Genomic DNA, 13,956 nt, shown 5'->3' on the forward strand with positions numbered 1-13,956 from the left:
ATGTACTCTGACGCCAGGAAATCCGACATCCTCGCCGGATGACCGTCGGAAAGGCCGACGCCATGGCAGGAACTCCCCTCCACGTCTCGTTACGCGAATCTGCATCCGGCCCATCGATGGCAAGTCGGGCCGCCCCGAAGGTTTTCGCCGCCTTGTCTGTGCTGGCCGTCCTGCTGTGCTTCCTCAGTACCGCTTCCCCGGTTGCTGCGGCCACGCCCTGCTGGGACATCAGCGGTACCTGGGCGACGGTCCAGGGCGGCTCCCGGACCCTGGCCTTCACCTTCCAACAGAGCGGCAACCAGGTGAGCGGCACCGCTGGCGACGCCAGCCTCAGCGGGAACTTCACCGGCAACGTTACCGGCGACCACGTCGACGTCATCGTGGTGTGGAACGCCAAGCGTGCTGACGGCTCCACCCTCGAAGGCGAGTATGAGGCCACCATCTCGGCCGGGACGCTGACCGGGACGACCCACGATGTCGCCGATCCGTCCAGCCACGCCACGTGGACCGCTACCGGCGGTCCGACCAAGGACTGCGCCGGAGCCACCGCGACGCCCACCAGCTCGCCCACGTCGACCACCCTGACCGCGGCCGAGGCAGAGCAGGCCATCCTCGAAGCCCTGAACGGCGGCACGGGAGTCACTATCGCGGATCTGTCCCGTGACGGCGGCTTAGCGATACATGACGACTTCCAAAAGCTCTTCCCGAAGACAATCGACCCCTACCTCGGCGACCTGGTCTTCAAGGCCGGGGTGCTGGCTTCGCAGGACGGCTCGGGCGGGGGCCCCACGTTCCCGGGCGTCCGGGCATGCATGCCCATCATCCTGCGCATGGCTTACAATGGGGTCACCGACCCGGATCCTGCCGCCCGAGCATCAGCGCTGTTGGCGGCCCGGCGCCTGACGGCCTTCCTCGTGCAGCGGGACTTCAATGTAACCAAGGGAGCGCCGTCGTGACGCCGCGCCGGGTCCTGGTCGCCTTCGCGGCAGCGTCCGTTGCGCTTGCCGCCTGCGTGGGGCCCGGCCCCAGCTCCCCGAGCTCTTCACAGGCGTCGCCGCCCTCTTCCCAGGTGACGCCGCCGCCACAGCCACCCCACAGCGCCGGGCTCACCCTGACCCCGCCGGCGGGGTGGGCGAACCGGGTACTGCCCACTCCCGGCGGGATCGTGCTTGCCGACACGGAAGCGGACCTGACTGCCCAGACCCCGGCCGGGCCGCGGCTGACCGCGGTGCCGAACACGGCGGCGCCCACGGCCGACACGCTGATCGCCAACCTCGACAAGGGCGCGCTGTTCGCCCCGACGGCCACCCAGCAGACCTTCGGCCAGTACGACCAGGTTCCAGTGCTGCGCTACACGACGTCGGCCACCCCCAACGAGGGCGAAACCGTCGAGATCGTGGCCATCACGGTCGCTCCCAACGAGGCCTATCTGATGACGCTGGAGGCGCCTTCGTCGGGCTGGAGCGCGGCGCAGGCGACGCTCGAGGGTGTTGTGGCGTCGGCCTCGATCAACGCGCAGCTCTTCCCGAAATGACCGCCTCAACCCCGGCTACGCGGAGGTTTTCCATGAGTCAACTCGCCGCCTTGACAGATATAGAAGAGTCGCCAATGGCCTAGCACTCCTAAAGCTGCCCCCCAGAGGAGATGTAGCGGGGCATATCCGCCCGATTTTCGGCGAGTACTACGGCGACCCCTAAATGATCACGCGCACGCTGGCAGGTTCCGGGGCGTCGAGATAAAATTGTGGCGCCATCACACATCGCGGTTTGTTCGCAGGTGCGGAATTGTACTGATGTACATGGTACGGCGGTCAGGAACAGGGCGGCACTCTGGCGGGCCGGTACGATCTAGCGCTGCTCTCAGCTGGAACGGGTCGTTCCATGAATGTCCGCCGCACTGCCCGCCAAGTCCATCTGGAAGGACCATCCCGGACCGGATCCGGGGAGGAGCTTGCCCGCAGTCTGCGGTTGCGGAGGCGTGTGGCTGCTTACCTCGGCGCAATGGCCGCGCTGGTCCTGCTTTACACGGGCGGTGTGCCGCAGGCGGTCGCTGCCCCGGATCCGAATGATCTATGCACGCTGATGCCGTCGGCTCTACCTCCGGCGCTCCCGGGGGCGCCCACCACCGTGCCTGCCCAGCCCGGCAACGCCTGTTCAAAGCGCATCTACCCCACCGATCCGGCACCCGCCGGAGGGTATTCGCAAGGTGGGGCAATCGTGGTGAGCGTCTTTGCCAGCGCCGACGAGGCCCGCGCCTACGCCACGGCACCGGGCGCCGACAGCTCGGATCCGGCGCGTCCCGAGACGACGTACGGCGAGGCCGGAGAGGAGTTCGGCGGCGGCTCAACAGGGGCGGTTCCGGCGTTGGTGTTCAGCATCGGCTGCTACGCCGTCTACACCAACGCCGGGTACGTGGTGAATCCCGACTCGAGCACCCGGACCCTGCCGACCGACACGATGTACCAGATCGCCGGCCAAACCGACACGATCCTCAGTGCGATCCCGCCCCCGCGCTGCCCGAACGCCGTCCCATCCACGACCCCGGTCCCGCCCGCACTCACCGCCGGGCTGGCATGCGACACCAACTCCCTGCAGGACGCCGGGCAGGTCCTCTGCACCGCGTCGGTCACCGACCAGGCCCCGGACGCGCAGATCGTCTATGACTGGTCGCTCGACGGTCAGCCCCAGTCCGGGGTCACCGGCGCCGAACTTTCGCTGGACAACGTCGCAGTCGGATCCCACCAAGTGAGTGTCGTCGCCCGGGACACGCAGAACAACATCAGTGCCTTGCCGCAGAGCGTGCCCTTCGCCCGGGATGCCGCAGGCGGACAGGCAGGAAACGTGGCACCATTGGTGGCGGGATCGGCACTGGCCATCGCCGGAGCCCTCGGGACCGTCATCCTTCTGCGCCACCGGGGCCGTATTAAGGCCGCCTCCGGCCCGTCACAGGCACGACCCACGGTTCGGCCAAGACCGCAGCCGGTACCGACCTGGCGCCCACAGGACCCTCCGCGGGTGGGTGTCACCGTGCGGGTGAGCCCCTCCGTCCGGACCCGCGGACTGTACAGCTACAACGACGTCCACATCTGGGCCGACGGTGTCGATCTGATGTTCGCAGAGTACGACATCACGGTCAGCCCCCCGGAGTGGCAGCTCGTCCGCGTGGACACCCCGCAACCCTTCAGGGCGCTCTCCGAACCCAGGCAGTGGGAGCAGATTGTCGTCGCTGAGAACTACGTGCCGAGCATGCGGTACTCCTTCGCGGACGGGCACACCTCCTTCCTCAACCCAATCCCGGTCGCACGGATCCAGCCGGCCCCGCCCCCGCACACCCAGGTCGTGATCACGGCCCAGTGGAGCGACCAGAGCCACGCGCTCACCGTCTGGGCGGTGCTCGACGTCGTACTGCGCAACACCAGGACGCGAGAGACCCGGGTGGTCCCGAATGTCACCAGTCCTGGCGTGCAGGTCCAGGCGATCGGCGCGGGCCCTCGGCTCGAACTGTGGGCCGACCCCGGCCCCCGCGGCCTCGCCGACGGAAGCACCCGCATCCGGGTGGATCCCGCACTGTTCCTTTTTGGCCAGGAAGCCCCCTACCCGGGCGGTCTGGAGATCCTGCAGATCCCGTACGCGGCGGACATCCCCGGCGGGGAGCCCCTGCGCCTGGACGACTACTTCGCACTGACCCAGGACCCGCGCGGGCTGGACATCGCCGGCCACCCCGTGGCGCGGCCCGCGGACGCGGCCAAACGGCGCCAGGGCGTGACCCTGAGGTGCCTATTCCACCTCCGGGACGACCCCGCCATGCAGAGACTGGGTGCGAGCCCGCAGGGCGGCTACCCGGTGACCTTCAACGTCCGGCCGACCGGTTACGGTTTCGGGCAGGAATCCACCAGTGGCGCCTTCGACTGGATGGCCGCCCAGCACTACCGGGCCTGCCGGGAGCACTTACCGCAGGTCCCGCCGGACCAGATCCAGCCCGCCGTCATCAGGCTGGACCCCTGCAGGATCATCATCGACCCGAACCCGTCCTCCTTGCCCCGCCCGAGCAGCTGCCCGGAGACGGAGAGACTGTTCACCAGCCACATCGTGGTCAGCCTGGAGAACAGTGCCACCGGCGAACTCGCCACCGGGGACCGGCTCGGCCCCGACACAACCCTGACGGGTGCGGAATGGTCTCTTGCCCTCCATTACGCCCCCGACACCGCGCCAGGTCCGGGGCCGTTCTCCGTCCAGCCCCTCAGTATCGATACCAGCGGCCGCCTGCTGTTTGCCGATGCCACAGGGAATCCGCAACCCTTCTACGCCTACGACCACCAGAAGCGTTGCTGGGACGACGACGCATGTCTGCTCGATCGGCAGAACTCCAAAGTTCTCCTGCAACTCATGGTCCAAGGGAACTCCCAAGCCGATGGCCAGATCCAGATCGGGAAGCAGCCCGAAGCCGCCGTCTTCTGCTGGGACCATCCGGTCTTCGTCAAAAACCATGCCAAGGACAAAAAGGCAGTTGATTGGCGCGACTCGGACCCGCCCGTCGGGCCCCGGACGATTGTCCACACCACGGAAACGAAGCTTTTGGCCGACATCCAGAACGGGTACACCCTGCCGCCTGACACAATCGTGAAGATCGCCCGCGATCATTGCGGCACGGTGCGCCCGGACGGCCGCATCGAACACTTCCTGCAAAGTATCCAAGGGGCCGGGTGGTCCGGGATGAAGGATCGGCAAGGCAAGCCGTACAACCGGGACCAGCTCCTGGAAATGAATCAGAAGGCGGAGCTCAAGCCGGTACCCATCGGCGACTTCCAGTTGCCGCGCGTGTATGTCGACACGCTGGCGGATTTCCTCAAAAGGCGCGCGGTGATGATCAACTACACCGGTCCTGCCCGCGAGTTGACGCTCTACCTCCCGTAGCACGGTTCGGGACGCGCACCGCACGCGCCTGACACGCCGGATCGCCACGTACTTCGATTGCACTGTGTTCGACGCCTGAAGCAGCCGGTCGAGCAGCCGCGACCGAGGGGTGGCCAGTCAACTATTTCCGGCCCCGGTTTCTGGCCCCACCGGCCGGAAGGTTCCCGCGCTCCGACAGCGAGTCGCGGATTGAAACTGTCACCCCGCACTTTCCCGCGTCCGACTGCAGCCAGCCAAACCCTCCAGGAATGATATGACCTGACGGGCTGGACTAACCCAAGTCGTGGTTCCTTGGATCGGCAGGACCTGGCTTACAGTGCCGGCCTAATACAGTGCCGGCGCGTCTGTCCGTGAAGGCTCCGAAGGCATCCCGTCGGGCAGCGCCACCGTAAATGTGCTTCCGCTGCCCGGCTTGCTGCTGCAAGTGATGCTGCCTCCATGGCGTTCCACGATGGACTTGGTGATGGACAGGCCGAGGCCAACGCCTGGAATCGCGGCCTGACGGGCAGCGTTTGTGCGGAAGAATCGGGTGAAAATCCTGGCCGACTCATCCATGGTCATGCCCATTCCCGTGTCCTGTACTTCAAGCTGGACCCAGCCGTCGTTCCGCTCCGCCCTTATCGTCACTAATCCGCCGCCAGGCGAATACTTGATGGCGTTGGAAACCAAATTGTCCAAGGCCTGCCCCAGCCTCAAGGGGTCGGCATTCGCCCACAGGGGCGCCTGTACGTCTGCAACAAGGCCCACATGGGCAGCGTCGGCCTGCGCCTGCGCAGAAACCAAGCTGTTTTCCACCAGGCCAGCCAAATCAGTGCGCCGCGGATTCACGCTATCCACGGTGACGGCTGACAAAAGGAGGTCTTCAACCAGGGCACGGAGCCGCTCGGCATTGCGCTCCGCGACTTCCAATCCTTTCCTCGTTGCTGGTTGGAGTTCTTGGGCGCCGCGGAGCACAAGATCGATGTTGCCCAAGATCGATGTCAGCGGCGAACCGAATTCGTGCGAAACGTTGGCAACCAACTCGTCCTTGGCCGCAAGGGCATCGACAATATCCGTGACGTCCCTGAAAACGATGACCGCACCGCCAAACCCATCATCGGAGTCGTTTTTCATGCCCCGCGCGGCGGTTGAGATGGCCCGTTGCTCGGTACCGGCGCCGAACCAAAGGAGGTAGTCGGAAAATGTTTCCCCCTGAACGGCCCTTCGAATAGGGCTCTTTTCAAGTGGAAGCGGGGTCCGCCGGTCCTGGCCGAAAACCGGCCGGTCTTGTTCCGCGGGCCTCGGTGAGCCTTCCGCCGGCAGTCCCATCCGTAGGAATGCCTTTTGTTGGTTGTTGATCAGGAGAGTCTCGCCCTTCGAATCGACGGCGACAATTCCGACGTCGATCGTGTCCAGGATTGTCTTGAGCAGGGTCTCCCGCTCCCGGCTAGCGGCCAACAATTGCCGCAGAACCTGATCCCGCTGTTTTACCCGCCGTTGCTGGAGACGGGCATTGGAGCCAGCCAAACGAATGGAGACGGCCATTGCGAACATCATGAGGGGCAAAAGCAACACCGAAGAAATGTCTGATGGGGTGGGACGGGGCAAGTGCGTAACCACTTGCGGAAACGCAATGAGGAAAGGACCCACAAAGCTGAGAATCAGGCTTGTCTTGGAAAGCATGCCTGAGGCAGACAACCAGATCACGGGAAAGATAGCCAATGTGATGAGGCCTGGTATCGCGTTGAAGGCGCCGTTTCGCGTGAACCAGAGCGCAACAAAATCCAAAATAGGGATTGCCAGGCCTGCGTCCGGCGCCAATCGTTCCCAAGGAACCAGCAAGCAGCTCAGGAACAGGATGCCGTGGAGGAGGACTCCAGTGACGAACAACCAATTTTGGATTAAGCCTGGCCAAAGAGTAGGGGCCGCGATCGCCAGGCCGGCGATGATGAGCGTTAGTGGTAATTCACAGACTGCCAGGCGGGCGCGAGGTGTGAGTTTTCTGAAGAAACGGGCGGCCGCGCGGAAAAAAGGCTGCTCACTCAAAGTCAAGACCCTTCGTTGGAGATTCGCGAACCAATTGCTGCTCCACGCGATTCCCGAAGGAACCGCACGGAGCCGACTATTCCCCCAAGGAACCACAATACGACGGCCCGAACGATCCAACTGGAAGTTTGGGGCAGCGCTTAATTCACATATTAGATGCCAGATGGCTTCAATGCTTGTATCGTGAGTATTTGGGTGGCATATACTGCATTGCGCTGGGCTATGCGGCCATGTCCACCCTCAAGGATGTCCAATGAGCGAGCCTGGGGTAGCTGTAGTCATTGAGGATGACGAAGATGTACGAAATCTGGTTGACGCCATCCTCAAAGAAGCTGGATTTGTGGTGCACTCTGCCGCCACCGGACGTGAAGGCGTAGAAGTCGTACGGGATCACCACGCCTCCGTGGTGACGCTCGACGTCGGGCTTCCCGATATGGACGGCCACGAGGTCCTGCGGCGAATTCGGCAGTTCAGCGACGCATATGTCGTGATGCTGACGGCCAGGCGCGACGAGCCGGACACATTGACGGCTTTCCTCACCGGCGCAGACGACTACGTCAAGAAGCCGTTCTTGCCGCGTGAATTGAGGGCCCGGGTCACCGCCATGATGCGGCGGCCTCGGGCGGAAGGCGGGCTTGCGTTGCCGGAGGCGGACCGCGGGGGTGGTTCGGGCGGTGCGGGCGGCGGTGCTTACGCCGGTCCCGACGGCGGCGCGGCCGACGGCGGTGCTCACGGGGCCGGTACGGCCGGGGCCGAGCAAGCGGTGATTAGGCACAATGGCTTGGCCCTGAACTTCAAATCACGCACGGTGACGCTTCAAGGTTCAGCCCTGACGTTGACGAGAAGCGAATTCGATCTGCTCTTCGACTTGCTTCGGGCGAAAGGCGAGGTGCGGACGCGCGCCGACCTCGTGAGGGCTGCGCGCGGTGACTACTACGACGACGATGCGTACATCAGCGACGCCGACGAACGGGCTGTTGAGACCCACATCGGGAACCTCCGCCGAAAGCTCCGCGAAGATCCACAATCGCCGCGCTTTCTACAGACCGTCCGAGGAGTCGGGTATCGGCTCACGCCGAAAACGTCGGACTAAGCGGCGGAGGTCAATCGTTCCGGAGGACGTAGCTGTCCTTTAGTTCCTGGACCGTTAGGTGCCCGCATTCTGCAACTTCCTTGAGGAGGGGCCGGGCCTCACCCAATTCACTTTTTCGAATGCGTTCCTCCAGTTGTGCTGCAAGTACCGCGAGACGAACACCGCCAACCATAATGGAAGAAGTTCTGAGGCTCAGGACCGCACTCAGGGCGGCGGCCACGTCACCGCCCTCGACGGCGGTCGCCAGGATTTCGTATCGCCTCCCCCAGAGTTTCGCGAAGTCGCCGGCAAACGTGCGTGCGATCAGCGGATTGTCCACTTGATCTTCCAGGAGTTGGAATTCTGCCAGATCCAGTATGGGAAGTTCGGTAAGAGGGACGGCGGGCAGCCTGTTGGCGTCGTCTGCAAAGCCCGCATGGCCGGGGTCTGCATCCTCGTTGACCTCGCTGGAACCTGAACTGAACATAGCCCAATGCTACTTTCTGAATTCCGGAAAAACCGAACTTAGGCTTATCTTAAGGAAATCTTAGGTCTTTCTTGATTTGACTCTTTTCATCCCCAGCGCCCAATTCGGAGAATGTGATATTGCGCTTAGCCGCCACTGAAGGTGGTTATGGTGTTGATGACGGCCGGGCCCAGGATCGCAATGAACAGCACCGGGAAGATGAAGAACAGAAGAGGGAACAGAATCATCACTGGAAGCTTCATCGCCTTCTCTTCCGCGCGTTGACGGCGCTTCACCCTCATGACCTTGGCTTGGACCCTCAAGACGCGGCTGATGGCAATGCCGTAAGTGTCCGCCTGGATCACGGCCTGTACGAAGCTTCGGAGTTCAGGAACGTTAGTGCGTTCGGCTAGTGCCAGATAGGATTCGCGGCGGCTCCGTCCAACCTGCATGTCCTGCAGCGTCCGCACCAACTCCTCAGCCAACGGCCCCTTCCCATTTTCTCCCGCGCGGGCCATTGCTCCTTCAAAACCGAGGCCGGCCTCGACCGATATCAACATTTGGTCCATGGTATTTGCGAGTTCCAATTGCATTGCTTTTTGACGCTCCTGTCCTTTGCTGTAAAGCATCAGATCTGGGATGAAGTAACCAAGCAACATAACAAATATCCCCACGAGCTTGATGATCCCGCTCGAGCTGTTGGTACTGATGAATAGACCCAAAAGTGCGCCGCACAATCCGAGTGTGGGCTTGGCTGCGAGGACGCGTCCCAAAGGGAGCGACGGCGGACGGCCGGCCAACGCGAGCAACCTATCCAGCTTCTGGACGTAGCTTCCTGGGGTCAGGCGGTAGCCTATGAGTTCGAGTACGCCGCCCCGAGCCTGCGGACCCCCCTCAGCAACGTTTTCACCCCGCGTCAAAAGTTCCCGGACTGCGCGTTGGGCTTTGCGGTCAACGGACAGGAATGACCACGCGAGGTAGGCAATAGGCAGGGGCACCAGCACCAAAGACAGAAGGAGCAGGAGGTTCATTGTTCACCTCAAAATTTCAAGTCGATGATCTTGCGCATCCAGAGACCACCAATGGTCATGAGGATGGCTGACCCCGCTATCATTCCCCAACCAAGCGGATGGGTGAACATCGCGTCCATGTAGCCGGGATTGGCAACCATGAGCATGATGACGATGCCAAAGGGAAGTGCCATCAGGATGTATCCCGAAAACTTACCCTCCGCTGCCAAAGATTTGATGTGTCCCTTGATCTCGCTGCGTTCGCGTATGGTCTCGTTGACCTGGTCCAGCACCTCCGCAAGGTTTCCGCCCACCTCGCGGTTGATTTGGATGGCTTGCGCTATCCATACGAAGTCCTCGCTCCGCATTCGCTCCGCTGCATCGCTGAGCGAGGCTTGGAGATCGCGACCTAGACTTGTCTCTGTGATGATCCGGCGCATTTCCTCGGCCGTGGGGCTGGCCGATTCGGTGGCCGCGGCGTCGATGGCACGAAGTATGCTGTGCCCGGCCCTCAGGCCACCGGACAGCAGTTGGAGTGTGTCACCGAGCTGCGCATCGAACTTCCCGCGCCTTTTGCCGGCCAGGGAGCCGAGGAGGAGTCGTGCCACGAAGGGTGCCGGGATGAAGAATAAGACGGCCACCAATGGGCCGCCGACGACGAGCCCGATCAAGGCACCAACTAAGGCCCCGGAAATCACTAGAATGAAGAAGTCTGCTTGGCTCATTCTCAGCCCGGCATTCTCCAGTTCTTCGCGGTTGAAGAGCCTGATGTGGCGCCTCGTTAGGAACCCGTGAAGTACATCGGCGGCAGAACCAGCAAAGCGCGTCAGCTGGGAGCCCGAGCCTATTCGGTAAGGCCGTCTCCGATCCAACGGAACTTCGGCCGTTTTCGGCAAGATCACGGCCACCCCGAAAAGCAGGATGGCTGAAAGCATCAAGGCCATTCCGGTCAAGAGCATCATGGCTTGCTCACGTCCTTGCAGTCGTTGCCAAGGGAGCGGCAAATACTCCGGGAGAAACACGAATGCCCAGGTCATCGAAGCGGTCGATGAACCGCGGACGAATACCCGTTGGCACGGGCCGTCCAAGAAACATCCCGTGGGCGTCAACACCAGCAGAGTAGTCGAAGACAAAAGCGTCCTGGAGGGTGACAATGTCGCCTTCCATGCCTTGCACCTCGGTCACATGCGTGATGCGGCGCGTTCCGTCCCTCAACCGGGAGATCTGGATGATGAGATTCACGGCGGACGCAATTTGCTCGCGGATTGCGCGCAGTGGCAGGTCCATGCCCGCCATGAGCACCAGGGTTTCAAGGCGCGCCACTGCGTCGCGAGGGGAATTTGAGTGGACCGTGGAGAGGGAACCGTCGTGACCGGTATTCATCGCCTGCAGCATGTCGAGAGACTCTCCGCCGCGGACCTCGCCGACGACGATCCGATCGGGCCGCATCCGAAGGGAGTTCCGTAGCAACTCCCTGATGGTCACCTCACCCTTGCCCTCGGTGTTCGGCGGCCTGCTCTCGAGCCTGACCACATGTTGCTGTTGGATCTGCAGTTCTACGGCGTCCTCGATCGTGACGATGCGGTTGTCTTCCGGAATGAAGGAGGAAAGAACATTCAACAACGTGGTCTTGCCGGTTCCGGTACCTCCGGAAACAATGATGTTCAGCTTCGCTTTGACGCAAGCATTGAGGAGTTCGGCCATCTCGGGCGTGAGGGTGCCGAAATCGATCAGATTCCTGATGGTCAACGGTATTTTGCTGAATTTTCGGATTGTCAGCGACGAGCCGCCCACCGCGAGCGGAGGGATCACGGCATTGACGCGCGAGCCGTCTTCAAGGCGCGCGTCGACGAGCGGAGATGACTCGTCGATCCTGCGCCCCACCTTCGAAACGATGCGTTCAATGACCCTCCTGAGATGGTCCTCGGAGCTGAATCCGGAGTCCGTCAGGGTCAGCTTGCCTTTTCGTTCGACGTAAATCTGGTCCATCCTGTTGACCATGATTTCAGTAACTTCCGGATCGTCCAGCAATCGTTGGAGCGGCCCATAGCCGAGGACGTCATCCGCCACGTCCGCGACGAGCCTGCTGCGCTCGTCCGCAGACAGTGGGACTTGCTCGGCGTCGATGATCCGGGTGAGCTCTTCCCGAGCAGTTGACCGCAACTCCTGTTCGCTGACGCTCGAGTCGTTGAACCTCGCCCCGAGCCGCTCGAACAATGCGGTGGCGGCGCGCCGCTTGAGCGCAGCGAAGGCGTCCACCGGTTGCTGGGCTCGAGGCTTCGGCGAGTCCGGGAGGTCGGACAGCTTCACTGAAGTGTGGGGTTTTACGGCACCGCCAGGCCTCCCGGCCGGATTTAGCCTGACTTGCTGAGTGGACTCAGCGAATGTCGGTTTAGGCGTAGACAGCGTGCTCGGGCCAAGTTCTGCCCCCGGGCCGACGGACCCTTCGAGGCTGTCCTCGGCGGCATGCAGGCGTTCAGACAGCTTCATCTAGACCACTACCCTTCTGTGCAGTTTGCGCTGCGCCGTGGCACGCCACGTTGGATTGAAACGCTCGACAAGTTGCTTGAGTCCTTTGACGGCCGGATCCTTCACCGCGTCCTGGAGCACGGGAATGCCGCGGTTGGTGGAAAAAGCTACGGCCTTCGATCGAGGGATACTCACATCAACCGGAGCACCGACGGTCGATTCGACGTCCTGAACCGACAGCCCCGACTTGGAATCAGCCATGTTGAGCACCACGTGCCGGGTTTCCGGCAAGAGATTCAGCCTGCGGAGAATGTCCAGGCCGGAACGGAGGCCTCGGACGCTTGGAACGTCCATGCCAGTCACCCAGACAGCGTCCGAGCATTGTTCGAGGGCAGCGAGCCCGATCTCGGGTAGCCCAGGCGCAGTGTCCACCACCACGTACTGGAACTCTTGCGCCAGCTGTTCGAGGAGCCGACCCACCTGTTGCGGCGAGATCTCGTCCGCTTCGACGGGGTCCTTCGGCGCGCACAAGGCATAGATGCTTGCCGGGTGGACAGTCAGAAAGGCTTTGAGCACCAGGGAATCCTGACTGGCCGAAGGAGTAACGGCGTCGGTGACAGTGTGCTCCGGATTGAGGTAGAGCCCGGAGGCGACGTCACCGAATTGCAGGTCCAGGTCCACGATCACAACGCTCATCGGCGCGATCTTGCCCAGCCCCACGGCGATATTCGTGGCGATGGTCGTTTTGCCCACGCCACCCTTGGGCGAAAAGACGCCGATCACCAAGCCTTTCGGGGAGCCCGCTTGCTTGGGTTCCATGGTGCGCTGACGGCTGGCGAAAGACTGACATGCGCGCTCAAGCATCACCCGTATCTGGGCCAGGTCCGCTGCCGGGCTCATGATGTCGCGAATGCCGGACCGCATGGCCTGGAGCACGAATGCGGGATCCAGTTCACTGACAAGGATCACGCTCAGCTCCGGCAGCTGCACATCGAAAACCGTGGCCAGGCGAAGGGCGTCCTCAACGGGCACATCAGGTCCCAGAATCAGCACTTCGAGTTGTTCCTGATTGAGCGCGCCGAACAGTTCGGCTGGGTCAGCCGGCAAAATGCTCGTGAAGAAGGTCTGCACGCTTCCGGGCAGGCCGCCCGCAACAGCTTGGCGCAACCGCTGGTCAAAATCGGTGTTGGGAGTTATCAGGACAAAGCGGCTCATTTGTAGACCCCGCTCTGCTGCATGACGGTGGGGCCACTGTCTTTGGCATCCAACGGCTCTTTGCTGAGCCAGATCTTTTCGAACTCGGCGGCGAAGACAATCTTGGATGCGTCCACGTCGCTCACGGCAACGGTCAGTAGGAGGGAGCCGGTGGGAAGTGCGCTGTCCTTGGATCCTGCGGCACCGGAACTGGGATTCGGCGTCGCTTGTGCACTCGCTGCCGATTGGGGGGCGCGTTGGACCATAGTCACAAGAACCTTGTGAATCGCCAGTTCGGTAGTTGGCTTGTCCGGCTTCGCGTCGATTCCGCCGCTGGACATGGAGATGAATATCCCAATGTGGTCACCTGGAACCAGCAGTCCCCCGACTACCCGCTGGGGTTCCAGTTGAAATGAGACCTCCTGAAGCCCTGTCGGCACCTTGACGTCCCCAGGAGACTTGAGCGCATCCGGGGCCACCAAACGTTCGGCCACCAACGTCTCGCCTGGGACGAGGTCGACGGCGGCGACCTTGCCCGCTGAGTCCCCCAGCGTATGCAGCGCCGACTTTGGGACGGCCGATTCCGGCAGCTGCTGGGTATCGAGAGAATCCTTCATGGCGTCAACAGAGGTGCCGGCCGGGATGGCCGTCTTGACCACCAACACCTCAACAGGCGCCAGGTTCTGGACTGCCCGTTGATCCGCGCCTTGCGCATAGGAGAATACGAGAATCACCCCGACGACGGCCAGCAGTGCCGCTGCCGAGCCGGCCAACAAGCGTGACTTCACTTACTACTCCTGTGCTCAA

12 protein-coding genes are annotated in these 13,956 nt (G+C 62.6%); 4 read left to right on the top strand and 8 right to left on the bottom strand.

Annotated elements, in window-relative coordinates:
* The first annotated feature begins 38 nt into the window (after positions 1-38).
* Positions 39-956, top strand: coding sequence for a hypothetical protein (locus ABH924_RS05645; protein WP_404497595.1), 918 nt, complete (start codon positions 39-41; stop codon positions 954-956).
* On the opposite strand, the gene ABH924_RS05650 is transcribed toward ABH924_RS05645, so the two are convergent.
* A complete protein-coding gene (locus ABH924_RS05650; protein ID WP_404497596.1) occupies positions 928-1,179 on the bottom strand; it encodes a hypothetical protein in 252 nt (83 codons plus the stop codon). The two genes, ABH924_RS05645 and ABH924_RS05650, sit on opposite strands and share 29 nt — an antisense overlap.
* Between ABH924_RS05650 and ABH924_RS05655 the strand changes: the two genes are divergently transcribed.
* Together ABH924_RS05655 and ABH924_RS05660 are read left to right on the top strand one after the other, a co-directional pair.
* Positions 1,166-1,534 carry a hypothetical protein gene (locus ABH924_RS05655; RefSeq protein ID WP_404497597.1) on the top strand — a complete coding sequence of 123 codons (369 nt, stop codon included), beginning with the start codon at positions 1,166-1,168 and terminating at the stop codon, positions 1,532-1,534. The two genes, ABH924_RS05650 and ABH924_RS05655, sit on opposite strands and share 14 nt — an antisense overlap.
* A 445-nt stretch (positions 1,535-1,979) precedes the next feature.
* Complete coding sequence (locus ABH924_RS05660; protein ID WP_404497598.1) at positions 1,980-4,913, top strand: hypothetical protein; 2,934 nt, start codon at positions 1,980-1,982, stop codon at positions 4,911-4,913.
* Positions 4,914-5,237: 324 nt separating this feature from the next.
* Here the strand turns inward: ABH924_RS05660 and ABH924_RS05665 are convergent, their stop codons facing one another.
* The gene (locus ABH924_RS05665; RefSeq protein ID WP_404497599.1) at positions 5,238-6,782 is read right to left on the bottom strand and encodes a sensor histidine kinase; all 1,545 of its coding nucleotides are present in this window, start codon (positions 6,780-6,782) and stop codon (positions 5,238-5,240) included.
* A 409-nt stretch (positions 6,783-7,191) separates the two neighbouring features.
* On the opposite strand from ABH924_RS05665, the gene ABH924_RS05670 reads away from it, so the two are divergent.
* A complete protein-coding gene (locus ABH924_RS05670) occupies positions 7,192-8,031 on the top strand; it encodes a response regulator transcription factor (RefSeq protein WP_404497600.1) in 840 nt (279 codons plus the stop codon).
* A 10-nt stretch (positions 8,032-8,041) separates the two neighbouring features.
* Here ABH924_RS05670 and ABH924_RS05675 read toward each other — a convergent pair whose 3' ends face one another.
* The 6 genes from ABH924_RS05675 to ABH924_RS05700 form a co-directional block, all read right to left on the bottom strand.
* A complete protein-coding gene (locus tag ABH924_RS05675) occupies positions 8,042-8,497 on the bottom strand; it encodes an Hpt domain-containing protein (protein ID WP_404497601.1) in 456 nt (151 codons plus the stop codon).
* Positions 8,498-8,622: 125 nt separating this feature from the next.
* The gene (locus ABH924_RS05680; RefSeq protein ID WP_404497602.1) at positions 8,623-9,507 is read right to left on the bottom strand and encodes a type II secretion system F family protein; all 885 of its coding nucleotides are present in this window, start codon (positions 9,505-9,507) and stop codon (positions 8,623-8,625) included.
* An 8-nt stretch (positions 9,508-9,515) separates the two neighbouring features.
* Positions 9,516-10,448, bottom strand: coding sequence for a type II secretion system F family protein (locus ABH924_RS05685; RefSeq protein ID WP_404497603.1), 933 nt, complete (start codon positions 10,446-10,448; stop codon positions 9,516-9,518).
* A 7-nt stretch (positions 10,449-10,455) separates the two neighbouring features.
* On the bottom strand, positions 10,456-11,976 hold the full coding sequence (locus tag ABH924_RS05690) for a CpaF family protein (RefSeq protein WP_404497604.1): 1,521 nt from the start codon (positions 11,974-11,976) through the stop codon (positions 10,456-10,458).
* Entirely contained in the window at positions 11,977-13,170 is a 1,194-nt protein-coding gene (locus ABH924_RS05695) for a CpaE family protein (protein ID WP_404497605.1), read from the bottom strand. It lies immediately after the preceding gene.
* Positions 13,167-13,937, bottom strand: coding sequence for a Flp pilus assembly protein CpaB (locus ABH924_RS05700; RefSeq protein ID WP_404497606.1), 771 nt, complete (start codon positions 13,935-13,937; stop codon positions 13,167-13,169). Before ABH924_RS05700 ends, ABH924_RS05695 begins: the two co-directional genes overlap by 4 nt.
* Between the last annotated feature and the right edge of the window lie 19 nt (positions 13,938-13,956).

It is taken from the genome of Arthrobacter sp. GAS37, from assembly GCF_044908325.1.
Taxonomy (GTDB): Bacteria; Actinomycetota; Actinomycetes; order Actinomycetales; family Micrococcaceae; genus Arthrobacter; species Arthrobacter ramosus.

Coding starts and splice junctions, on each gene's coding strand:
- ABH924_RS05675 (WP_404497601.1), bottom strand. CDS start 8,497: ATGTTCAGTTCAGGTTCCAGCGAGGTCAACGAGGATGCAGACCCCGGC.
- ABH924_RS05645 (WP_404497595.1), top strand. CDS start 39: ATGACCGTCGGAAAGGCCGACGCCATGGCAGGAACTCCCCTCCACGTC.
- ABH924_RS05685 (WP_404497603.1), bottom strand. CDS start 10,448: ATGATGCTCTTGACCGGAATGGCCTTGATGCTTTCAGCCATCCTGCTT.
- ABH924_RS05670 (WP_404497600.1), top strand. CDS start 7,192: ATGAGCGAGCCTGGGGTAGCTGTAGTCATTGAGGATGACGAAGATGTA.
- ABH924_RS05695 (WP_404497605.1), bottom strand. CDS start 13,170: ATGAGCCGCTTTGTCCTGATAACTCCCAACACCGATTTTGACCAGCGG.
- ABH924_RS05690 (WP_404497604.1), bottom strand. CDS start 11,976: ATGAAGCTGTCTGAACGCCTGCATGCCGCCGAGGACAGCCTCGAAGGG.
- ABH924_RS05680 (WP_404497602.1), bottom strand. CDS start 9,507: ATGAACCTCCTGCTCCTTCTGTCTTTGGTGCTGGTGCCCCTGCCTATT.